At 63.3% G+C, this 23022-nt stretch carries 21 protein-coding genes; 11 read left to right on the top strand and 10 right to left on the bottom strand.

Annotated elements, in window-relative coordinates:
* The first annotated feature begins 178 nt into the window (after window positions 1-178).
* The 7 genes from rho to B0G73_RS22950 all read left to right on the top strand — a co-directional run bounded on the left by rho (window position 179) and on the right by B0G73_RS22950 (window position 8563).
* The gene (gene rho / locus B0G73_RS22920) at window positions 179-1447 is read left to right on the top strand and encodes a transcription termination factor Rho (protein WP_006048863.1); all 1269 of its coding nucleotides are present in this window, start codon (window positions 179-181) and stop codon (window positions 1445-1447) included.
* A gap of 223 nt (window positions 1448-1670) precedes the next feature.
* Window positions 1671-2222: a MerR family transcriptional regulator gene (locus B0G73_RS22925; RefSeq protein ID WP_106283549.1), complete on the top strand. Its 552-nt coding sequence runs from the start codon at window positions 1671-1673 to the stop codon at window positions 2220-2222.
* Window positions 2219-3775, top strand: a complete 1557-nt coding sequence (locus B0G73_RS22930) for an MFS transporter (RefSeq protein ID WP_106283550.1) — start codon at window positions 2219-2221, stop codon at window positions 3773-3775. Before B0G73_RS22925 ends, B0G73_RS22930 begins: the two co-directional genes overlap by 4 nt.
* 14 nt (window positions 3776-3789) lie before the next feature.
* A complete protein-coding gene (locus B0G73_RS22935; RefSeq protein WP_106283650.1) occupies window positions 3790-4623 on the top strand; it encodes a zinc-dependent peptidase in 834 nt (277 codons plus the stop codon).
* Between the two features lie 239 nt (window positions 4624-4862).
* The gene (locus B0G73_RS22940) at window positions 4863-5129 is read left to right on the top strand and encodes a type B 50S ribosomal protein L31 (RefSeq protein ID WP_007182076.1); all 267 of its coding nucleotides are present in this window, start codon (window positions 4863-4865) and stop codon (window positions 5127-5129) included.
* 294 nt (window positions 5130-5423) lie between these two features.
* Window positions 5424-7181 (top strand): glycosyltransferase family 39 protein, encoded by a 1758-nt coding sequence (locus tag B0G73_RS22945; RefSeq protein ID WP_106283551.1) that lies wholly within the window; start codon window positions 5424-5426, stop codon window positions 7179-7181.
* A gap of 2 nt (window positions 7182-7183) precedes the next feature.
* On the top strand, window positions 7184-8563 hold the full coding sequence (locus tag B0G73_RS22950) for an MATE family efflux transporter (RefSeq protein WP_106283552.1): 1380 nt from the start codon (window positions 7184-7186) through the stop codon (window positions 8561-8563).
* 190 nt (window positions 8564-8753) lie between these two features.
* On the opposite strand, the gene B0G73_RS22955 is transcribed toward B0G73_RS22950, so the two are convergent.
* Together B0G73_RS22955 and B0G73_RS22960 are read right to left on the bottom strand one after the other, a co-directional pair.
* Window positions 8754-9203 (bottom strand): carboxymuconolactone decarboxylase family protein, encoded by a 450-nt coding sequence (locus B0G73_RS22955; protein WP_106283553.1) that lies wholly within the window; start codon window positions 9201-9203, stop codon window positions 8754-8756.
* Window positions 9155-9649, bottom strand: coding sequence for a MerR family transcriptional regulator (locus tag B0G73_RS22960; RefSeq protein WP_106283554.1), 495 nt, complete (start codon window positions 9647-9649; stop codon window positions 9155-9157). The genes B0G73_RS22955 and B0G73_RS22960 overlap by 49 nt, the downstream gene beginning before the upstream one ends.
* 347 nt (window positions 9650-9996) lie before the next feature.
* Between B0G73_RS22960 and B0G73_RS22965 the strand changes: the two genes are divergently transcribed.
* Window positions 9997-10593, top strand: coding sequence for a helix-hairpin-helix domain-containing protein (locus B0G73_RS22965; RefSeq protein WP_106283555.1), 597 nt, complete (start codon window positions 9997-9999; stop codon window positions 10591-10593).
* An 80-nt stretch (window positions 10594-10673) separates the two neighbouring features.
* The gene (locus B0G73_RS22970) at window positions 10674-11243 is read left to right on the top strand and encodes a YidB family protein (protein WP_374957029.1); all 570 of its coding nucleotides are present in this window, start codon (window positions 10674-10676) and stop codon (window positions 11241-11243) included.
* Between the two features lie 155 nt (window positions 11244-11398).
* On the opposite strand, the gene clpB is transcribed toward B0G73_RS22970, so the two are convergent.
* Window positions 11399-13996, bottom strand: a complete 2598-nt coding sequence (clpB, locus tag B0G73_RS22975; RefSeq protein ID WP_106283557.1) for an ATP-dependent chaperone ClpB — start codon at window positions 13994-13996, stop codon at window positions 11399-11401.
* 119 nt (window positions 13997-14115) lie between these two features.
* A complete protein-coding gene (locus tag B0G73_RS22980; RefSeq protein ID WP_106283558.1) occupies window positions 14116-14616 on the bottom strand; it encodes an Rrf2 family transcriptional regulator in 501 nt (166 codons plus the stop codon).
* Between the two features lie 304 nt (window positions 14617-14920).
* Between B0G73_RS22980 and B0G73_RS22985 the strand changes: the two genes are divergently transcribed.
* On the top strand, window positions 14921-15463 hold the full coding sequence (locus B0G73_RS22985) for a group III truncated hemoglobin (protein WP_106283559.1): 543 nt from the start codon (window positions 14921-14923) through the stop codon (window positions 15461-15463).
* A 156-nt stretch (window positions 15464-15619) separates the two neighbouring features.
* Here B0G73_RS22985 and B0G73_RS22990 read toward each other — a convergent pair whose 3' ends face one another.
* The 6 genes from B0G73_RS22990 to B0G73_RS23015 form a co-directional block, all read right to left on the bottom strand.
* A complete protein-coding gene (locus B0G73_RS22990) occupies window positions 15620-16096 on the bottom strand; it encodes a molybdenum cofactor biosynthesis protein MoaE (RefSeq protein WP_106283560.1) in 477 nt (158 codons plus the stop codon).
* A gap of 45 nt (window positions 16097-16141) precedes the next feature.
* A complete protein-coding gene (gene moaD / locus B0G73_RS22995; RefSeq protein ID WP_012432823.1) occupies window positions 16142-16399 on the bottom strand; it encodes a molybdopterin converting factor subunit 1 in 258 nt (85 codons plus the stop codon).
* A 30-nt stretch (window positions 16400-16429) separates the two neighbouring features.
* Complete coding sequence (gene glp / locus B0G73_RS23000; RefSeq protein ID WP_106283561.1) at window positions 16430-17674, bottom strand: gephyrin-like molybdotransferase Glp; 1245 nt, start codon at window positions 17672-17674, stop codon at window positions 16430-16432.
* Between the two features lie 179 nt (window positions 17675-17853).
* The gene (gene thrC, locus B0G73_RS23005) at window positions 17854-19308 is read right to left on the bottom strand and encodes a threonine synthase (protein ID WP_106283562.1); all 1455 of its coding nucleotides are present in this window, start codon (window positions 19306-19308) and stop codon (window positions 17854-17856) included.
* 8 nt (window positions 19309-19316) lie between these two features.
* On the bottom strand, window positions 19317-20648 hold the full coding sequence (locus B0G73_RS23010; RefSeq protein ID WP_106283563.1) for a homoserine dehydrogenase: 1332 nt from the start codon (window positions 20646-20648) through the stop codon (window positions 19317-19319).
* Between the two features lie 98 nt (window positions 20649-20746).
* Complete coding sequence (locus B0G73_RS23015) at window positions 20747-21997, bottom strand: pyridoxal phosphate-dependent aminotransferase (protein WP_106283651.1); 1251 nt, start codon at window positions 21995-21997, stop codon at window positions 20747-20749.
* Window positions 21998-22402: 405 nt separating this feature from the next.
* On the opposite strand from B0G73_RS23015, the gene B0G73_RS23020 reads away from it, so the two are divergent.
* A complete protein-coding gene (locus B0G73_RS23020) occupies window positions 22403-22777 on the top strand; it encodes an Mth938-like domain-containing protein (RefSeq protein WP_106283564.1) in 375 nt (124 codons plus the stop codon).
* Window positions 22778-23022: the final 245 nt, after the last annotated feature.

A 23022-nucleotide genomic window follows, 5' to 3' on the forward strand; every position in this document is an offset into this window, starting at 1 on the left:
TGTTGTCGGGCGACAACACGCTTAACAAGAAAGATGCCATGCCGTCGCACCGGCGGAAACTGGCGTGTGCTATGCTAGAATCCGCAAAACGTCGAAAAGACGTGTAAGTCCTTGAGCGGTTCCGCTCACTCTCCTCCCAGATTTCATTTCGTCGCACCTTCTCCTGCGGGTTCTCCGTATGCATTTATCCGAGCTTAAGACTCTGCACGTGTCCGAATTGATCGAGATGGCCAATGGCCTCGAGATCGAAAGTGCGAACCGCCTGCGCAAGCAGGAATTGATGTTCGCCATTCTAAAAAAACGAGCCAAAACGGGCGACACGATCTTCGGCGACGGCACGCTCGAAGTGCTGCCGGACGGCTTCGGCTTCCTGCGTTCGCCGGAAACCTCGTACCTGGCCAGCACGGACGATATTTATATCAGCCCGTCGCAAATCCGCCGCTTCAACCTGCATACGGGCGACACGATCGAAGGCGAAGTGCGTACGCCGAAAGACGGTGAACGCTATTTCGCGCTGGTGAAGGTGGACAAGGTCAACGGCCAGCCGCCGGAGGCCTCGAAGCACAAGATCATGTTCGAAAACCTGACGCCGCTGCACCCGAACAAGGTGCTGCTGCTCGAACGTGAAATGCGTGGCGAGGAAAACGTCACGGGCCGCATCATCGACATGATCGCGCCGATCGGCAAAGGCCAGCGCGGCCTGCTGGTCGCATCGCCGAAGTCGGGTAAGACCGTGATGCTTCAGCACATCGCCCACGCGATCAAGCAGAACCATCCGGATGTCGTGCTGTTCGTGCTGCTGATCGACGAACGCCCGGAAGAAGTGACCGAAATGCAGCGCTCGGTGGCAGGCGAAGTGATCGCCTCCACGTTCGACGAACCGGCCGCGCGTCACGTTCAAGTCGCCGAAATGGTGATCGAAAAAGCCAAACGCCTCGTCGAAATGAAGAACGACGTGGTGATTCTGCTCGACTCGATCACGCGTCTCGCGCGTGCGTACAACACGGTCGTGCCGGCCTCGGGCAAGGTGCTGACGGGTGGTGTCGACGCCAACGCGCTGCAACGTCCGAAGCGTTTCTTCGGCGCGGCGCGCAATATCGAGGAAGGCGGCTCGCTGACCATCATCGGCACGGCGCTGATCGAAACCGGCAGCCGCATGGACGACGTGATCTACGAAGAATTCAAGGGCACCGGCAACATGGAAGTGCACCTGGAGCGCCGTCTTGCTGAAAAGCGCGTCTATCCGTCGATCAACCTGAACAAGTCCGGCACGCGCCGCGAAGAACTGCTGATCAAGCCCGAAGTGCTGCAAAAGATCTGGGTGCTGCGCAAGTTCATTCACGACATGGACGAAGTCGAGTCGATGGAATTCCTGCTCGACAAGATCCGCCAGACGAAGAGCAATTCGGAGTTCTTCGACATGATGCGTCGTGGTGGCGGCAGCTAAGGAATTGGACTGATCCAGCCGCACCAATCGCAATTTACGCATCGCATGAAAAAGCCGCTCGTCGCAAACGAGCGGTTTTTTTTCGCCCTTCGATTTGCCACCTGCGCACGGCGCACAGGCCACCTCCGGTTTCCAACTCACGCGTCGCTCAGCGCGGCAACCTATACGTGAACGTACACGTTGAAGTACAATACAAACGGTCCGTCATGTCTGCCCCACGCCTATGTCCAAGGCCTCACCCACTCTGCTGACGGTGCGCGACGCCGCCGAACGTCTCGGCGTCACCCCGCGCACGCTGAAGTACTACGAAGAACGCGGCCTCGTGTCGCCCACGCGCAGCGAAGGCCGTTACCGGCTTTATGACGAGGACGATCTGAAGCGCTTCGGCCGCATCCTGCGTTTGCGCTCGCTCGGCTTCTCGCTGCACAGCGTCACCGAAATGCTCAAGCGTCCGCTCGAATCCGTCGACGGCGGCCACCGCTATTCCACCGAATCGCTGCAGCAGATTCACGACGCCATCGAGCAGCAGGTTGCGGCGCTCGACACGCGCATCGAAAGCGTGCGCCGCGAACTGAAGGAAGCGCAGAAGCTGCGCGCGGAACTGAGCCCCGACCTCGACTACCTGAAGCGGCGCCTTGCCGGCGAAAATGCGGAGGCGTTGCTCGAACAGCGCCGCAACGCGCGCGCCAAGGCAGGCAACGCGACACCTTCGAAACGGGCAAAGGAACCGAACGAATCCACGCCGGGTGAGTCCACGCCGGGCGAATCCACATGAGCACTACATCGCCCCGCGTGTCGTTGTTCAGCGCCGAAAAACTGCGCGGCGATTTCTTCCCGTGGGTGCTGGCCGTCGTTACCGGCCTCGATTATTTCGACAATTCGATCTTCTCGTTTTTCACCAGCTATATCGCGGGCGGCATCAATGCGTCGCCCGATGAACTGGTGTGGGCGTCGAGCGCCTATGCGGTCGCGGCGGTGCTGGGCATCCTGCAACAGCAATGGTGGGTCGAACGCTTCGGCTACCGGCGCTACGTGGCCGGCTGCATGCTGCTCTATGCCGCCGGCGCGCTGGCCGCGGCGCTGTGTGAATCGTCGATCGAACTGGCGTTCGCGCGCGGCTTTCAAGGCTACTTCATCGGCCCGATGATGGGCACCTGCCGCATCCTGATCCAGATGAGTTTCAAGCCGCAGCAGCGGCCGGCGGCCACTCGCGCGTTTCTCATACTGATCGTCCTGAGCAGTGCGCTGGCGCCGCTGATCGGCGGCCAGCTGGTCGGGCATTTCGACTGGCGCGCGCTGTTCGCGTGCACGGCGCCCGTAGGCGTGCTGTTCGCCGTGCTGGCCTTGCTCGCGCTGCCCGACTCCGGCAACCGTCTGCCGGAGGACCGCGGCTCGGCGCATTTCTGGCCGTACGTGATCTTCGCGTTAGCCCAAGGCGCGCTGCAGATCGTGATGCAGCAGGTGCGCTTCCAGTTGTTCAGCGCGTCGCCCGGATTGATTCTGCTGAGCGTCGCCGGGATTGTCGCGCTGGGCTGGTTCGCCTATCACCAGTGGCATCATCCCGCGCCGCTCGTGCGCCTGCATGCGCTGCGCGAGAAGGTCTTCCAGGTCGGCCTCGTGCTCTACATGTTTTATTACTACATCTCGACGGTATTCAGCTATCTGATCTCGCGCTTTCTCGAGAGCGGGCTCGGCTATCCGGTCGAAAACACCGGGCAACTGGTCGGCACGACGTCGCTGATTTCGGCGAGCGCGCTGTTCGTCTATTTGCGTTACGCGAAGCTGCTGCCGCGCAAGAAATGGATTATCGTGTCCGGCTTCGCGGTCGCCGCGTTCGCCGCGGCATTGATGACGCGCATGTCGCCGGGCGCCGGCGAATCGGCGTTGATGCTGCCGCTGCTGTTGCGCGGTTTGCTGCTGCTGTTCATCGTGCTGCCGGTCGCCAATCTGACATTCAAAATCTTCGCCATTGAAGAATTCAGCCACGGCTACCGGCTGAAAAACATCGTGCGGCAACTGACCATGTCGTTCGCGACGGCCTCCGTGATCATCGTCGAGCAACATCGCCAGGCGCTGCACGAAACTCGCCTCGCGGAGTTCGTGAATCCGTACAATCCTGTGTTCCAGAACTCGCTCGCCGCGCTGACGAACGGCTTTGCAGCCGCCGGCCGCTCGCCCTCCGAGGCGCACTCGCTGGCGCTCGTGGAACTCAGCCGCAGCGTCGCGCAACAAGCCAGCTTTCTGACCTCGCTGGACGGTTTCTACTTCCTGATCGGCGTGGCGATATGCGGCGGCCTGTTTGCCGCGTGGCAAAAACAGATCGACTAGGGTTGCTTCAGGCCATGCTATCGAAACTGACTCAATGGTTCGGCACACGCCGGCGCGAGCGCGCGCTGCGCGACTACGCGGTCGGCGATTCGCTCTGGCAAGCCACGCTCGACGGCCTGCCGTTCCTCGCGCACCTCGCCGCGCCAGACCTCGTGCGTTTGCGCGAAATGACGAGCCTGTTCCTCGCGCAAAAGGAATTTTCGACCGCGCACGAATTGGAACTGACCGACGCGATGACCGTGGCGATCGCCGCCCAGGCATGTCTGCCGGTGTTGAACCTGAGCCTCGATCTGTACCGCGGCTGGGTCGGCGTGATCGTCTATCCGGGCGAATTCGTGATCCGCAAGACGGTCGAGGACCAGGACGGCGTGGTGCACGAAGTCGAACAGGACGCGAGCGGCGAAGCATGGGAAGGCGGGCCCGTGGTGCTGTCGTGGGAAGACGCGCAAATGACGGACGGCACTGATGCCTACAACGTCGTGATTCACGAATTCGCGCACAAGATCGACATGCTGAACGGCGAAGCGGACGGCCACCCGCCGCTCATGCGCCGCTGGCACGCGCCGCTCGATTCGCAGGCTTGGGCCGACGTGTTCGACCACGCTTACGACCACTTCTGCGCGAAAGTCGACGCGGTGCCGGAGCGCCGCTGGGCGCGCTTCGAGCGCGACTCGCTGATCGATCCGTACGCGGCAGATCATCCGTCGGAATTTTTTGCCGTTTGCAGCGAGGCGCTGTTCGTTCAGCCGCAGGCGTTCGAAGCCGAGTATCCGGAGTTGTATCGGCTGCTTGCGCGTTATTACCGGCAGGATCCCGCGCGAGTCGGCTTGACGTTCCCGCCCGCCTGATGCGCAACGCCCGCCAGGCAAGGGTTGCCGCCCGGCCTGCAAGCCGGTCGCCAAGCGAGCCGGACAGCCGTGAAAACGGCACGCGCCGCTAGCAAAAAGCCTCGGCAAAAGTCGTCAAGCGACTGATTTTCTGGCATAATCGCCGTTTTTCGACCATAGGCAAGTGGCTCGCGCCTAGATGCGGTTCGTTCAAATACGGTCGCACGCGGGTTGGCTACCGCCAGATTAAAGGAAAGACCATGAAAGAAGGCATTCACCCGGATTACCGCGAAGTTCTGTTCATCGACGTGTCGAACGACTTCAAGTTTGTGACGCGCTCGACCATCCAGACGCGTGAAACCGCCGAATTCGAAGGCAAGACCTACCCGCTCGCCAAGATCGAAGTGTCGTCGGAATCGCATCCGTTCTACACGGGCCAGCAAAAGATCATGGACACGGCAGGCCGCGTCGAGAAGTTCCGCAACAAGTTCGGCTCGCGCGCTACCGGCAAGGTGGCAGCGAAGTAATACCTGGCTCGTCGCCGGCTCTGGCCGGCAGCGAAGCAGGAGCAAAAAGGGCAGCGCGAGCTGCCCTTTTTTGTCGCCCGGCTGATCATCCATCGCCAATGCGGCGGCGAAAAGCTACGAGCACGGCGCGCCACCCAAACCGTGTTACAGCTTTCCCAACCACGTTGCGAGCCGTTACCGGCCGTGACGCGCATCGCACGGCACGACTACAATGCCGGATGCTCCAAACTGGCCATTCGAGCCGGACATGCCGTCCGGTCCCGGCTGCACCGCTTATCCGATATCCACACACGCATGAGACCTGCCGTTCGCCTCACTGCCTCAGCGACCAGTGCCTTGCCGCGCTGGCTGCTGCTGACCATCTGTATCGTCTACGCATCGTTCGGACTATTCGGCCGCGATCCGTGGAAGAACGAGGATGCAGCCGGCTTCGGCGTCATGTGGACCATGGCGAACGGCGGCGCGCACGACTGGCTGCTGCCGAATCTGGTCGGCAAATACCTCACTGAAGACGGCCCGCTCGGCTACTGGTTCGGCGCCAGCGCGATCCGCCTGCTCGCGCCGTGGGTCGATGCGAGCAATGCCTCGCGCGTCTTCACGGGCCTGATGTTCTGCGCGGGCTGCGCGTTCGTCTGGTACGCCGCTTACCTGCTCGGCCGGCGCGCCGAGGTCCAGCCGTTCAAATACGCGTTCGGCGGCGAGCCGGAACCGCGCGATTACGGCCGCACGCTCGCCGACGGTGCGCTGCTGATCCTGCTTGCCTGCTTCGGCCTTGCCGAGCGCGGCCACGAAACCACGCCTCAACTCGCGCAGTTCTTCGGCATCGCGATGCTCGTGTACGGGCTCGTGCGCATGATCGACAAGCCGATCCAAGGCGCGCTGATCTGGGGGCTCGCGATCGCCCTAGTCATGCTGGCCAGCAGTCCGGTGCTGGTCGGCGCGCTGCTGCTCGGCACGCTGGCAATGACCCTGATCGTGCGCGAAACGCGCTCGCGCTGGCTGCTGCTGGCGGGTCTGCCGGTGGCGCTCGTGCTGTCCGTGGCGTGGCCCATCGCCGCGCTCGCCGCCTTCCCCGACGACGCCGTCTGGTATCTCAATCAATGGGTGCACGTCAGCTTGAGCTCGTTCGCCGGGCCGCCCGGCTCGGTGGCCGGCTACGCGCTGAAAAACCTGCCGCTTTTCACGTGGCCCGCGTGGCCGTTGGCGCTCTGGGCGTGGTTCAGCTGGTCGGGATTGCGGCGCGCGCCGCACGTGGCCATTCCGCTTTCGGTGATCGGACCTCTGTTCGTGCTGGTCGTGCTGCAGAGCCATCAATCGAACCGGCTTTACATGCTGCTGCTGCCGCCGCTCGCGGTACTGGCCGCGTTCGCGCTGCCCACGCTCAAGCGCGGTGCGATCAACGCGATCGACTGGTTCGCGCTCCTGAGCTTCACGATTCTCGGCAGCTTCGTCTGGCTGGTTTATATCGCGGGGCTGACCGGCTTTCCGCATCCGCTCGCGCGCAATCTCGCGCGTCTCGCGCCGGGCTTCGCGCCGCAGTTCAAGATCCTGTCGTTCGCGTGCGCGGTCGCCGTGACGGTCTGCTGGTTCGTGCTGGTGCAGTGGCGGCTCGCGCGCCATCCGAAAGTCTTGTGGCGCAGCGTGGTGCTCTCGAGCGCCGGCACCACCCTGATGTGGGTGTTGCTCATGACGCTGTGGCTGCCGGTGGTCAACTACAGCCGGACCTATAAGGACGTCGCCCAACAGATCGCCGCCCATCTGCCGGACGACTACACCTGCATCTCGCCGGTGCGCCTCGGCAATGCGCAAATCGCGACCTTTGCGTATTTCGGCGACATGCACTTCTCCTTCGACCAGGACTGCGACGTGATCCTGCGTCAGGATACGCAGGACTACGGCGAGCCGAGCGCGATGTCCGACTTCGTCTGGAAGCTGGTGTGGGAAGGCCGCCGTGTTGCCGACCGCGACGAACGCTTCCGCCTGTACGTGCGCATCGACCGTCCGAAGCCGCCGGTCGTCAAGCGCCGCAACTGGCACAAGAAGTCCGACTGAGCATGTTCGCCGACGTACGGAAAATCGCCGGACTCGCGTGGCCGGTGCTGATCGGGCAACTGGCGATCATCGCGTTCGGCGTGATCGACACGGCGATGGTCGGCCGCTACTCGGCTGTCGATCTGGCGGCGCTCGGCCTGGGCTCGTCGGTCTATATCTCTGTGTATATCGGCCTCACCGGTATTCTGACCGCGCTGCAACCGATTACCGCGCAACTCTACGGTGCGCGCCGCTACATCGAGATCGGCGAGGAGGTTCGCCAGGCCTTGTGGCTCGCACTCGCGCTGACGGTGATCGGCTTTCTGATTCTGTTTTTCCCGGGCCCGGTGTTGCAGGTTGCGCGCGTGCCCGAGGCGCTGCACGACCGCACTGTCGCGTATCTGCGGATTCTGGCCTTCGGCTTGCCGGCCGGCCTCGCTTTTCGCGTCTACAGTTCGATCACCAATGCGGTGGGCAAACCGCGGCTCGTGATGATCCTGCAGATCGGCGCGCTGCTGCTCAAGGTGCCGCTCAACACGTGGTTCATCTTCGGCGGGTTCGGCGTGCCGGCGCTCGGCGGGCCGGGTTGCGCGCTTGCCAGCACGACGATCAACTGGGGGCTGGCCGCGCTCGGCATGTTGCTGCTGACGCGCGTCGACGTGTTCAAACCGTTCGCGATCTTCGCGCAGTTCTGCTGGCCAGTCTGGCGGCGCCAGGCGGCGCAACTGCGGTTGGGCATTCCGATGGGCCTGTCGTATCTGATCGAAGTCACCTCCTACACGTTCATGGCGCTCTTCATCGCGCGCTTCGGTACGACGACGCTCGCCGGCCATCAGATCGCCGGCAATATCGGCGCGGTGCTGTATATGACGCCATTGTCGATCGGCATCGCTTCGTCGACGCTGGTCGCGCAGGCGCTCGGCGCGCATCGTCCGGCAGCGGCGCGCACGCTGTCGCGTCACGGCATCATGATGGCAATGGCGATCGCCTGCTGTTACGGCGCGGTCGTGCTGGTGCTGCGGCCGTACATCATCGAAGGCTATACGCCGAATGCGCAAGTCGTCGCGGCGGCGTCGCCGCTGGTGCTGATCGTCGTGTGCTATCACCTGTTCGATGCGTTGCAGATCACCACCGCGTTCGTGCTGCGCGCCTACAAAGTGGCGGTTGTGCCGACCGTGATCTACGCGGTGGCGCTGTGGGGTGTGGGGCTCGGTGGCGGCTATGTGCTCGGCTTCAATGTGACTGGCGGCACGCCGGAATGGCTGACCGGCGCGCGCGGCTTCTGGGTGGCGAATACCGCGAGTCTCGCGATTGCGGGCATCGGCTTGCTGATGTACTGGCGGGTGGTGAGCAAGCGCTATTTGCATGCCGAGGCGGCGCTTCGGGTCGATTCGGCGGCTTGACGGGCGCTGCTGTACAGCGGCGAAATGCGCGGGTTTCCCGTTGGTGAACTGCAGTTTGGTCTCCGCCCAACGCCCCGTTGTCGTGGGGATTGTCAATAACGGACCGTTAGTTGCGTTAGAACTGCAGTAAAAAGCGGCCGCGCAATGCAGCCGCCCGCCCTACCTTGCTGTCGCCCTTGCCTCGCGGATATCAACCCGCGTGTGCTTGCTCCTCCAGCACCTGCGCCCCGTTAGCCGTTTGCGCATCGCTCACTGCCTGATCATGGCGCTCGAAAATCTCGCGCGCGGCAAACAACGCATTCAGCGCCGCCGGAAAGCCCGCGTACAGCGCCATCTGCATGAACACCTCGACGATCTCCTCGCGCGTGCAGCCGACGTTCAACGCCGCCTCGATATGCACCTTCAATTGCGGCTGCGCGCAGCCGAGCGTCGCCAGCGAGGCGATCGTGGCAATCTCACGCGCGCGCAGATCGAGTTGCGGCCGGCTGTAAATATCGCCGAAGCCGAATTCGATCAGCAGACGGCCGAAATCCGGCGCGATCGGCGCCAGCGCGGCGATCACCTGTTCGCCGGCCGAGCCGTCAATCTGCTTCAGTTTGTCCCAGCCTCGGGTGTAGCGGTCGTTGTGTGCGTGGTCCATGGTGAGTCCTCTTCCGAATGTGAGTGCGCCTGAGTTTCGTCGGTCTGTCGTGTCGAATGCTCCGCGACGGGTGCGCGCCCGGCCGCTTCGTAGTACGCGATCTTGTCGACGATCGCGCCGAGGTTGCTCTGCAACTCGGCGATCCGCGCCAAAACCGCATCCCGATGCGCCACCAGCAGATCGCGGCGCGCGCCCACCGTAGGCTGCCCTTGTGCGCGCAAGGCCGCGAACGCCTGCATGCCGGCGATCGGCATGCCGGTCGCCTTCAGACGCATCAGGAACCGCAGCCAGTCGAGATCAGCCGGCGAATACAGCCGATGCCCCGCCTGCGTGCGGCCGACGGCGCGAACCAGCCCGGCCTGCTCGTAGTAGCGCAGCGTATGCGTCGAAACGCCGATCGTTTCAGCGACCTGCCCGATGGTGAGTGCTTTCGAGATATTCGACATGACGGAACTCAGGTTAGGACTTCGAGTGCACTCTAAGTCAAGTGCTGTCATTTGTCTGCGCTGTCATTCGTCTGCGCTGTCATTTGTCCGCGCTGTCATTTTTTACGGCGTGATGTTTTGATCGATAAGCTCACAACAGCCTAATAACGAGGCAAAAGGTTTAAATCTTGTTCACACTGATTTACTTGTCGTGAATCGATCGGTATAAATCGTCCGCGTTCGCAAATAAGGGCGCGCAATTTGTTCTATGCTTAAGCGCAGCGAAAGCTGACAGGCTGCTGTCGTCCGAGCTTTGTACGGGTCGTCCCTTCGCGGCTAACTTTTTTGCCCACAATGGAGTGCTTGCCATGCTGAAGAAGCTTTTAATGCTTTGCGTTGCTTTGGCTTTGTCGCTGTCGGCCGGATTTGCGGCGGCCGTCGAAGTAAATTCCGCCGATCAGGCGGCGCTCGAATCGGTCAAGGGTATCGGCCCGGTGCATGCGAAAGCGATCATTGACGAACGCACGAAGAATGGCCCGTTCAAGGACGCCGACGATCTCGCCACGCGCGTCAAGGGCATCGGCACGAAATCGGTGGCCAATCTCGAAGCGGCCGGCCTGACGATCAACGGTTCGTCCACACCGCCGAGCGGCGCCAAGCCCGCCGCGAAGCCGGGCAGCACGGCCACGACGAAGGCAGCGCCAGCCGCCGCGCCTGCGGCCACGACCGCGGCGCCAGCCACGGCTGCGACCACGACGCCGGCCGCGCCCGCGGAGGCTTCCGGCGCGAAGGCATCGAAGTCGAAGAAGAAGAGCAAGGCTGCGGCATCCGACGCGGCGGCGGCATCCGCGCCGGCCGCCACGACCGCGGCGGCGCCGGCCAGTGCCTCCGACAGCAGGGCTTCGAAGAAGAAAGCGAAGAAGAGCAAGGCCGCATCGGCTGCGGCGGCCTCGGGCGGCGCCTGACAGCACGGAAAGAGGACCGGACAGAATCACACGGAGTACGAAACAGGATCAGGCAGCGGCAGCGTAACGGCCCAAGGGTTATGCGCGTGGCGGCGACACCAGTGCACCGTCGGCGCCGTCTCGCCGCCGCCCGCCTTCCTTCCACAGCGCCGCGCAACCGCGCGGCGTTTTCACCCGCTGACCCGTCGAGCACGTGTCGGCATTCAAGAGAGACTGTCATGAGCCTACTCGACACACTCGGTTCCCTGGTTGGCAAATCCCCCGAAGGCGGTGGTGGCCAGCAAGCCCTGATCGCGGCTGCGCTCGAATTCGTCAACAGCCAGCCGGGCGGCCTGAACGGCCTGATCGACCGCTTCAAGGAAAAAGGCCTCGGCGACGTCGTGACGTCGTGGGTCAGCAATGGCGAAAATCAGCCGATCGCGCCCGACGCGCTGCACAGCGTGCTCGGCTCGGAAGCCGTCACCAACCTCGCGGCGAAGGCCGGCGTGCAGCCGGATCAGGTCACCGGACTGCTGTCGCAGATTCTGCCGCATGTCGTCAATGCGGCCACGCCGGAAGGCGAAGTGCCGGCTGAGGGCAAGCTGAACGCCACGACCGTGCTCGGCGCGCTGGGCGGCTTGTCGGCGTTGTTCGGCAAAGGCAACGCGTAACGACACGGGCGGCCTTGGCTGCCCACATGCCCGCTTGCAGCGCAATCAGCGGGCAAAAAAAACGGCAACGAAGTCACCTTCGTTGCCGTTTTTTAACATCGTCAGGAACGGCTCGACCGCCGCCGCTCCTTCTCTCCGAAGCGAACGCGTTTCGCTTAATGCACGACGCGTTCGAATACCAGCTTGCCCTCTTCCAGTTCGACCGGAATCACGTCCTTCGGACCGAACTTGCCGGCCAGAATCAGCTTGGCGACCGGGTTCTCGATCTCCTGCTGGATCGCGCGCTTCAACGGCCGCGCGCCGAACAGCGGATCGTAGCCGACCTTGCCGACATGCTCGAGCGCCGAATCCGACACCACCAGTTGCATATCGAGCTTGGCCAGCCGCTCGTGCAGACGCTGCAACTGGATTCGCGCGATCGACTGGATATTCGAGCGGTCGAGCGCGTGGAACACGACGACGTCGTCGATCCGGTTCAGGAACTCGGGCCGGAAGTGCAGCTTCACTTCTTCCCAGACCGCGTCCTTCACCGCGTCCTGCGGCTCGCCGACCATCGACTGGATCACCTGCGAACCGAGGTTCGACGTCATCACGATCACCGTGTTCTTGAAGTCCACGGTGCGGCCCTGTCCGTCGGTCATGCGGCCGTCGTCGAGCACTTGCAGCAGCACGTTGAACACGTCCGGGTGCGCCTTCTCGATTTCGTCGAGCAGGATCACGCTATACGGCTTGCGACGCACGGCTTCGGTCAGATAACCGCCTTCTTCATAGCCCACGTATCCCGGCGGCGCACCGATCAGGCGCGCGACGCTGTGCTTCTCCATGAACTCGCTCATGTCGATACGGATCAGATGATCTTCCGAATCGAACAGGAACGATGCCAGGGCTTTGCACAACTCCGTCTTGCCCACCCCGGTTGGACCGAGGAACAGGAACGAACCATACGGCCGGTTCGGATCCGACAGACCGGCACGCGAACGGCGGATCGCATCGGCAACCGCGCTGATCGCCTCGTCCTGACCGACCACGCGCGCATGCAGTTTCTCTTCGATCTGCAGCAGCTTTTCGCGCTCGCCTTGCATCATGCGCGACACCGGAATGCCGGTGGAACGCGACACGACTTCAGCGATTTCCTCCGCCCCGACCTGCGTGCGCAACAGACGCGGACGGGTCGGATTGTTCTGCTCGCTCGCCTCGGCCTTGGTCACTTCCTTCAACTGCGCTTCGAGCCCCGGCAGCTTGCCGTACTGCAACTCGGCGACCTTCTCAAGCTTGCCTTCGCGTTGCAGGCGCGTGATTTCCGCACGCGTCTTTTCGATCTCTTCCTTCAGTTGCGCGCTGCCCTGCACCGCGGCTTTTTCCGCGGTCCAGATTTCTTCGAGGTCCGAATATTCGCGATTCAGCCGCTCGATTTCTTCCTCGATCAGTTGCAGACGCTTTTGCGACGCTTCGTCTTTTTCCTTCTTGACGGCTTCGCGCTCGATCTTCAACTGGATCAACCGACGGTCGAGCCGATCCATTTCTTCCGGCTTCGAGTCGATTTCCATCTTGATCTTCGAGGCGGCTTCGTCGATCAGGTCGATCGCCTTGTCCGGCAGGAAACGGTCCGTGATGTAGCGATGCGACAGTTCCGCAGCGGCCACGATTGCGGGGTCGGTGATATCGACGCCATGATGCAACTCATACTTTTCCTGCAGACCGCGCAGGATCGCGATGGTCGCTTCGACCGACGGTTCGTCGACCAGCACCTTCTGGAAGCGGCGTTCGAGCGCGGCATCCTTTTCGATGTACTTGCGATATTCGTCCAGCGTGGTCGCGCCGACGCAATGCAGTTCGCCGCGCGAGAGCGCCGGCTTGAGCATGTTGCCCGCGTCCATCGCGCCTTCGGCCTTGCCCGCGCCGACCATGGTGTGAATTTCGTCGATGAAGACGATGGTCTGCCCTTCGTCTTTCGCGATGTCGCTCAGCACGGCTTTCAGGCGTTCTTCGAACTCGCCGCGATACTTGGCGCCGGCCAGCAAGGCCGCCATATCGAGCGACAGCACGCGCTTGCCCTTGAGCGTTTCCGGCACTTCGCCGTTGACGATACGCTGCGCCAGACCTTCGACGATCGCGGTCTTACCCACGCCCGGTTCGCCGATCAGCACCGGGTTGTTCTTGGTGCGGCGTTGCAGGATCTGGATCGAACGACGGATCTCGTCGTCACGGCCGATCACCGGATCGAGCTTGCCGGCCCGCGCGCGCTCGGTGAGATCGATGGTGTATTTCTTCAGCGCTTCACGCTGGCTTTCGGCGTCCTGGCTATGCACCTGCGAGCCGCCGCGCACCGCGACGATCGCGCTTTCCAGCGACTTGCGCGACAAGCCGTGCTGACGCGCGAGACGGCCGGCCTCGCCTTTGTCGTCCGCAACCGCGAGCAGGAACATTTCGCTCGCGATGAACGTGTCGTTGAGCTTCTGGGCTTCCTTGTCGGCTTGATTCAGCAGACCGGTCAGCTCGCGGCCGATCTGCACGTTGCCGTCCGTGCCCTGTACTTGCGGCAGACGCGTCATGGCGTCGCCGAGCGCCGTTTGCAGCGCCTGCACGTGCACGCCGGCACGCGAGAGCAGCGAGCGCGCCGAACCATCCTGCTGGGCGACGAGAGCCGACAGGACGTGAACCGGTTCGATGTATTGATTGTCGTGGCCGACGGCCAGACTCTGGGCATCCGCCAGGGCTTCCTGGAATTTAGTGGTGAGCTTGTCGATTCTCATCAAGAGACCTCCAATTTTCGATTACCACCAAAATGAGGCGTTTTATCCAGGTTTCAAGCGTTTTTTTGCCCCAAGCGACAACTATTTAACATTTGACGCGCGAGAAATGCCTGGCGCATTCATGCCGCCGACGCCGCGTCGCCGTTGGCCGGCGAGACCGGCGTGATCGGAATCACGTTGCTCAAGCCAAGCAGCGCGGCCAGCGGGCCGTGCGGCTGCGCCATCTCGCCAATGGTATGGCGATCGAGCTCGGCGAGGAAGGCATTGCGCGCCGCCTCGAGCGCGCCGCGCAAACGGCATTGCGCCGTAATGACGCAGCCCCGGCTCTCGCCGCGCTGGTCCGGAAAGCAACCGACCAGCGCAAAGTCGCTCTCCGTCGCGCGCACGATTTCGCCGACCGTCAGCGCATTCGTCTGCTCCGCGAGCCGCAGGCCGCCGTTGCGGCCGCGCACGGTCTCGACCCAGCCGAGTTCGCCGAGCTGCTGCACGACCTTCATCAAATGGTTCTTGGAAATGCCGTACGCGTCGGAAATGTCCTGGATGGTCGACAACCCTTCGCCACGAACGGCGAGGTACAGCAGGACACGTAGTGAGTAATCCGTATAGTCGGTCAGTCTCATGGGTGCAGGTAGTGCAATGAGCGCAAGCCGCGATCCGGGGGATAACCGCGTCGATGCAAGGGTTGCCGTGGGCCGTCGCTTCGCCCTAAGATGCAGGCGCCACGCATATTTTCCAGTTCTGCGCAGACAGGCGGAGTGCGTGAATCGGCATTAATGGTAACGTTTCCTGCCTGGGGCATTCTTACGAAAAGCGGGGTATTCGCATCCTACTTCCGCACGTTCGGGCTCCATTTGAGGCTATTTCCGACGCTGTGTGGCGCCATGTGGCGATATGCAGTGAATCGCTGCATTTTTTGGAATCTGCATGAACCCGTCTTTCCCTGCCGCGCCAGTGGTCGAGCGCGCCGCCGAGCCCACCGAGGCGAATATCCGCGATCTCGTCTACGGCTTCTACGACCGCGTGCGAGCCGACACGCTGCTCGGCCCGGTATTCGACGCGAAGCTGGCGGGCCGCTGGGACGACCATCTGCCCAAGATGTGCACCTTCTGGGGCAGCCTCGTGCTGGGCGCGAAGCAATACCGCGGCAACGTGCAGCAGGCGCACCAGCCGCTCGAGGGAGTCGAGCCGCAGCACTTCAGCCGCTGGCTGTATCTGTTTCTGGATACGGTCGAATCGCGTTATCAGCCGGCTGCGGCGGTGCGCTTCATGGAACCGGCGCTGCGTATCGCGCAGAGTCTGCAACTGAGCCGTTTCGGCTGGGACTACAAGATTCCGGAGGAACAACAGGCGTTGCTGGACCGCATCGCGCCAAAACGGCATCCGCGCGACGGCGAGGATGGCCACGCGGCGCGGCCGCCCGGCGAGCCGTTTCCGACGCGGATCGTCGGCCGGACGCGGGACGAATGAGCCAGCCCGGTTCAGGTTGATAACCCGCTTTGAAACGGTACGGCGGCACGGAGTAACCGTGGCGAGCGTCGTCCCCAGCCTAGGAGCGCTTCAGATTGGCGTGAGATGCGCCAGGACGCTTTCTGACTCGCCAGCTCCCATGCTCAAACCCGCGCCCTATTCCGCCGTTCGATTGTCCGATTCGATGCCCCAGCGCGCGAGCGCCGCGTCGTCGGTGACACGGGCATCGACCCAGCGCTCGCCGGCTTCGGTCTTCTCTTTTTTCCAGAACGGCGCCTGGGTCTTCAGATAATCCATCACGAATTCGCACGATGCGAAGGCTTCCCCCCGATGCATCGCCGTGGTCGCCACCAGCACGATCTGATCGAGCGGAGACAGCTTGCCGACCCGATGCACGATCGACACCTCGATGCCCGGCCAGCGCTCGCGCGCGCTCACGACGATCGCTTCCAGCGACTTCTCCGTCATGCCGGGATAGTGTTCGAGCTCCATCGTCTCGACGGTGTTGCCGTCGTTCAGATCGCGCACGGTGCCGACGAAGCAGGCCACCGCGCCGATCTTCGGATTGCGCGCGCGCAATGCGGCGACCTCGGCGGTGAGGTCGAAGTCTTCCGTCTGGACGCGAACGGGCATCTAAGGCTCCTATGCGGTTAAGCGGCGTTGTGGCCTTTTTTTGGTTCAGCCGCCGGTGACAGGCGGAAAAAACGCGACTTCGCAGCCTTCGGTAACGCGCGTCCCGGCGCCGGTCATCACGTGGTTGCAAGCCATGCGCAGCGCGCGCCCTTCCGCCAGCGTGTCGGCCCAGATGCCGCCGCGCACGCGCAGCCACGCGCGCACATCGCCGACGGTCGCGATGCCGTCGGGCAGATCGACGGTTTCGTCGGCTAGGTCGAGCGCTTCACGCACGCTCGCAAAATATCGGAGTTGAATCTTCATCAGGGTGCCGCCGGCGGTGGCCGGCCTCGCTCAGTTCAGCAATTCGGAAAAAGGAATGAAGCGCACGGTCTCGCCGGCGCTGATCGCGTGATTCGGCGGATTGTCGATCAGGCCGTCGCCCCACACTGTCGACGTCAGCACGGCCGAACTCTGGTTCGGAAACAGATCGAGGCCGCCGGCCGGGTTGATGCGCGCGCGCAGGAATTCGTTGCGGCGGTCGGCCTTGCTCTGCGTGAAATCCGCCCGCAGCGACAGCGCGCGCGGCGCGACCGTCTGCACGCCGGCCAGGCTCAGAATGAACGGCCGCACGAACAGCAGGAAGGTGGCGAAGCTGGATACGGGATTGCCCGGCAAACCGATAAAGAAGGTTTCAGCCGAAACCGGGGACTCCGACGCAGCCTCGCCACGCTGCGCCGCACGGCGCACCGCGCCGAACGCGAGCGGCTTGCCCGGCTTCATCGCGATCTGCCACATCGCAAGCCGCCCTTCCGCTTCCACCGCCGGCTTCACGTGATCCTCCTCGCCCACCGACACGCCGCCGCAGGTCAGGATCAGGTCGTGCGCCTCGGCGGCTTCGCGCAGTGTCGCGCGCGTTGCATCGAGCTTGTCCGCCACGATGCCGTAGTCGGTGACTTCACAGCCGAGCTTCTCCAGCAGGCCGCGCAATGTGAAACGGTTCGAGTTGTAGATCGCGCCCGGCTTCAGCGGCTCGCCAGGCATGGTCAGTTCGTCGCCCGTGAAGAACACGGCAACCTTGACGCGCCGCCGCACCGCGAGTTCGGCGCAGCCGACCGAGGCCGCCAGTCCCAGCGCCTGCGGCGTAAGCCGCGTGCCCGCCGGAAGAATCACCGAGCCGCTGCGGATATCCGCGCCCTGCGCCGTGATCCATTCTCCCGGTTGCGGACTGTGCAGGACGGTGACGTCCGCGCCGGAGGCTTCGGTCTGCTCCTGCATCACGATCGCGTCGGCGCCGGGCGGAACCGTGGCGCCGGTGAAGATGCGCGCGGCCGTGCCGGGCTTCAGCGGCTCCGGTGCGTGACCGGCGGGGATCCGCTGCGAGACCGGCAAACGGCTGTTGCCCTGCGCCGTCAGATCCGCCGTGCGGATCGCGTAGCCGTCCATCGAACTGGTGTTCATCGGCGGGACGTCGAGCGGCGACGTGACGTCGGCCGCGAGCACGCGGTTCAGCGCTTCCAGCGTGGGGATCGACTCCGTGCCGGAAATCGGGCTCGCTGCGCTGAGGAGAGTCGCCAGGGCTTCGGCGGTGGCGAGCATCGGCGCGCGGGGCGTGGGTGTGGACATCTCTGATCTCGGGGCCGCTGACTAAAAGAATATTGTAGCGGTCGAAGCGGATAGCCTGGGCAGCCCGGCGTTATGGGGGGATTTTTTGGAGTTGGAGTGCTTGCCACGAGGGTTCGCGGCAAGCGTCGTTTAGCGTCGAGCGCGACGCCGACTTAATGAGCGCCCGCGTTCGCCGCAACGAAGTCCTTCACGCGCTGCACGTCCGCCGGCAGCACTTCGAAACGCTGCGGCAACGACTCGAGTCCCGCGAACGCCGCCGGCCGCTCCGGCTCGCGCAACAGCGCTTCGCGGATCGTCTCGCCGAACTTGATGGGTTGCGCCGTCTCCAGCACGATCATCGGAATGCCCGGCTGCAGATGTTCGCGCGCCACCTTCAGGCCGTCGGCCGTGTGCGTGTCGATCATCGTGTCGTACCGCTCGAACACGTCGCGGATCGTGTCCACGCGGCTGTCATGGCTGCTGCTGCCAGACACGAAACCGAACTCGCGCACGCGCGCGAAATCGCCGCTTGCCGCAAGGTCGAAGCCGCCCTTCTCTTCGACATCGCGGAACAGTTGCAGCACGCGCGCCGGATCGCGGCCGAGCAGATCGAACACGAAACGCTCGAAGTTCGACGCCTTCGAAATATCCATGCTCGGGCTGCTGGTGTGGTACGTCTCGGCCGCCTTGCGCACGCGGTAGATGCCGGTGCGGAAGAACTCATCGAGCACGTCGTTTTCGTTCGTCGCGACGACGAGTTTCTCGATCGGCAGGCCCATCATGCGCGCGATGTGACCCGCGCACACGTTGCCGAAGTTGCCCGACGGCACCGTGAACGACACGCGCTCGTCGTTCGACTTCGTGGCCGCGAAGTAGCCCTTGAAGTAGTACACGACCTGCGCCACGACGCGCGCCCAGTTGATCGAGTTGACCGTGCCGATCTTGTACTTGGCCTTGAACGCGTGATCGTTCGAGACGGCCTTGACGATATCCTGCGCGTCGTCGAATACGCCTTCAACAGCGATGTTGAAAATGTTCGGGTCTTGCAGGCTGTACATCTGCGCGGTCTGGAACGCGCTCATTTTCTTGTGCGGCGACAGCATGAACACGCTGATGCCCTTCTTGCCGCGCATTGCGTATTCCGCGGCGCTGCCGGTGTCGCCCGAAGTCGCGCCGAGAATGTTCAGCGTTTCGCCGTTATTGGCGAGCGCGTATTCGAACAGGTTGCCGATCAACTGCATCGCCATGTCCTTGAACGCGAGCGTCGGACCGTTCGACAGTTCCAGCAGCGACAGCGGCGCGCCGTTTTCGACGCCGAGCGTCTTCAACGGCGTGATCTGCGCGGCGCTTTCGTCGTCGCGCACATTGCAGTACGTGGCCGCCGTGTAGGTCTTGCGCGTGAGCGCGCGCAGGTCTTCGGCGGGAATGTCGTCGCTGAATTTCGACAGTATCTCGAAGGCGAGGTCCGCATACGGCAGCGTGCGCCAGCGCGTCAGTTCGTCAGCCGTGACGCGCGGATAGTCGGCCGGCAGGTAAAGGCCGCCGTCTTTCGCGAGACCGCCCAGCAGGATGTCGGAAAAGGTATGGCGCTCGCCGGCTCCGGCGCCGCGCGTGGAGAGGTAGTTCATAGTTCGGCCTAGTTCAGCGCTTCCATGCGCAGCTTCGTGACTTGCGAGACAACGGTCTTCAGCGCTTCGATCGTTTTGATCGCGGCGTTGACGTTCTTCTCAACCGTTTCGTGCGTAATCAGGATGATGTCGGTTTCGCCCTTGCCGTTCGCGTCGACCTGCTCCGATTCCTTCTGCAGCAGCGCGTCGATCGAAATGCCGGTGTCGGCCAGAATGCGCGTGATGTCGGCCAGCACGCCGGTTACGTCCGCCACTCGCAAACGCAGGTAGTAGCCGCTCGTGACTTCGTCGATCGGCAGGATCGGGGTGCTCGACAGGCTGTCCGGCTGGAACGCCAGATGCGGCACGCGATGCTCCGGGTCGGCCGTGTGCAGACGCGTCACGTCGACCAGATCGGCCACCACGGCGGAAGCGGTGGGCTCGGCGCCCGCGCCCTTGCCGTAGTAAAGCGTGGTGCCGACCGCGTCGCCGTGTACGACGACCGCGTTCATCGCGCCTTCCACGTTCGCCAGCAGGCGCTTTTCCGGAATCAGCGTGGGATGCACGCGCAATTCGATGCCTTTGTCTGTACGGCGCGTGATGCCGAGCAGTTTGATACGGTAGCCGAGTTCCTCGGCGTATTTGATGTCGATCGCCGCCAGCTTGCTGATGCCTTCGACGTAAGCCTTGTCGAACTGCACCGGCACGCCGAACGCGATCGCGCTCATGATGGTCGCCTTGTGCGCGGCGTCCACGCCTTCGATGTCGAAGGTCGGATCGGCTTCGGCGTAACCCAGTTCTTGTGCGGCTTTCAGCGCGGTTGCGAAATCGAGCCCACGGTCGCGCATTTCCGAAAGGATGTAGTTCGTGGTGCCGTTGATGATGCCCGCGATGTACTGGATGCGATTGGCCGTCAGCCCTTCGCGCAGCGCCTTGATGATCGGAATGCCGCCCGCCACCGCCGCCTCGAACGACACCATCACGCCGTTGGCGCGCGCCGCTTCAAAGATCTCCGTGCCGTGCACCGCGAGCAGCGCCTTGTTGGCGGTGACCACGTGCTTGCGGTTCTTGATCGCGCGCAGAACGAGCTCGCGCGCCACGCCTGTGCCACCGATCATTTCGGCCACGATATCGATCGACGGGTCGTCGACCACCGCGTTGAAGTCATCGGTCAGCGCCACGGTGCTGGCTTCGCTGCCGAGCGCCGCGGTCGCCTTGGCGGGATTGCGCACGGCAATGCGCGCAATCTCGATGCCGCGGCCCGCGCGGCGTTTGATTTCTTCCTGATTGCGGCGCAGTACCGTGAAGGTGCCGCTGCCTACCGTGCCGAAGCCCAGCAGTCCAACTTTGATCGGTTCCATGCAGCGTGTGTTTTCGAGTAGATGATTAAAAGGGAAACGGGTGGCGCCCGGCGGACGGCGCGACGCGGTGGGAGCCGCGTCGTATGCTCTATTGTGCGCTAGGCAGAGTGACGCTTGCGGTAACCGTCGAGGAAGCGCGCAATGCGGTTGATCGAATCCGCGAGATCGTCCACGTTCGGCAGGAACACGACGCGGAAGTGATCCGGCGTCGGCCAGTTGAAGCCGGTGCCCTGCACGAGCAGCACGCGCTCTTCCAGCAGAAGGTCGAGGATGAATTGCTGATCGTCCTGGATCGGATAAATCTTCGGGTCCAGACGCGGGAACATGTACAGCGCCGCCTCGGGCTTCACGCAGCTCACGCCGGGGATGGCCGTCAACATGTCATACGCGAGTTCACGCTGTTTGTACAGGCGCCCGCTCGGCACGATCAGGTCGTTGATGCTCTGATAGCCGCCGAGCGCGGTCTGGATCGCGTACTGGCCGGGCACGTTCGGGCACAGGCGCATGGACGCCAGAATGCCGAGCCCTTCGAAGTAGTCTTTGGCGTGACGGCGATTCTCGCCGGCGGTCAGGCCGGAGATGAACATCCAGCCGGCGCGGTAGCCGCACGAACGGTAGCTTTTCGACAAGCTGTTGAAGGTGACCGTGAGCACGTCTTCGGAGAGCGCCGCCATCGACGTGTGCTTCTTGCCGTCGTAGACGATCTTGTCGTAGACCTCATCGGCGAAGATCACGAGGCCGTGCTGGCGCGCAATTTCGATCAGGCCGAGCAGCAGTTCGTCCGAATACAGCGCGCCGGTCGGGTTGTTCGGGTTGATGACCACGAGCGCGCGCGTGTTCGGCGTGATTTTCGCGCGAATGTCGTCGAGGTCGGGCATCCAGCTATTCGACTCGTCGCAGATATAGTGCACCGGCGTGCCGCCCGACAGGCTCACGCCGGCGGTCCACAGCGGGTAATCGGGAGCGGGCAGCAGCACTTCGTCGCCGTCGTTCAGCAGACCTTGCAGCGCCATCACGATCAGCTCGGAGGCGCCGTTGCCGATGTAGATGTCGTCCAGTTCGACGCCGTGCACGCCCTTTTGCTGCGTGTAATGCATGATCGCCTTGCGCGCGGCGAACACACCCTTGGAATCGGAGTAACCCGACGAGCCCGGCAGGTTCAGGATCATGTCCTGAATGATTTCGTCCGGCGCGTCGAAGCCGAACGGCGCGAGATTGCCGATGTTCAGCTTGATGATACGGTGGCCCTCTTCTTCGAGCCGCTTCGCGTGTTCGAGGACGGGCCCGCGAATGTCGTAGCAGACATTCAACAACTTGTTGGATTTGAGAATCGGTTTCACGGCGGGCACTTCATCCTGGTTGATGGCGGGGGCGAACAGGCGTGCGTTCCTCAGGCGCACCGGCGCTCAATGGCACCGGAGCGGCGGCGAGAAGAACCACACAGACAATTGCAGACGAAAGCGGCCGAAAGCGGGCAAAACCAGGCGGGTAGCCGGTGGGCCGCACCCGTGGACTCCGCGCGGCTTGTGGCGGCACATGAGCGAGGGGCGCCGCAAGGCGGCTAAAAAGTTATAATTTAGCGGATTTTGGCCGACTTCCGCAATGCACCAACCGCAACGGCAAGCCTTTTCGGCCGCTTCTGTCCCGCTAGTACCCCATGCGCGTGTCCCACTCGCGTCGAATCGCCCTGCCCCCGCTGCATCGGTCAGGCCGGCCACACGCATGATGTCTCACGACGACTTCGGAAAACCAATTTGAAACTACATCAGGATTCGAGCGGCGCCCTCAATACCGTGACCGGCTACGGCGCCGACTATGTCGAAATCAATCTGGTGCGCCACTCGAGCAGCATTCTCGTGCTGCCGGACGCGCCGGTCATTGCTTGGCCCGTCTCCTCTTTCGAGCAGCTGAGCGCAGAGCACTTCGCCATGCTGGTCGACTCCGCGCCCGAAGTGGTCGTGTTCGGAAGCGGCGAACGGTTGCGCTTTCCGCATCCGCGCCTGACCGCCGCGCTCACGGCGAAGCGCATCGGCGTGGAGACGATGGACTTCAAAGCCGCCTGCCGCACCTACAACATTCTGATGGCCGAGGGCCGCAAGGTCGCGGCCGCGCTGCTGATCGAGGCCTAGAGCCAAGGCGGCGCCGGTCTCGTGCGCGTGGTTTGCGATGCGAGTACGAGGCCGCTGCGCGTCCGTATCGGAAGCATCGGCGCCGCCGGCGCCGAACTGCGCGCCCTGGCCGAGTCACGGCCGATCACGTACACTGCGCGCCATTGATTGCTGGAACGGCAGCCTTGGCACGCCTGCGCGAGCCGAGAAGGATCTGTCGAAGGAAGGTGCCGCAGCGCCGCCGTCGAACTGACGGCGCGTGGCAA

The sequence above is a fragment of the Paraburkholderia sp. BL25I1N1 genome (assembly GCF_003002025.1).
Lineage (GTDB): Bacteria > Pseudomonadota > Gammaproteobacteria > Burkholderiales > Burkholderiaceae > Paraburkholderia.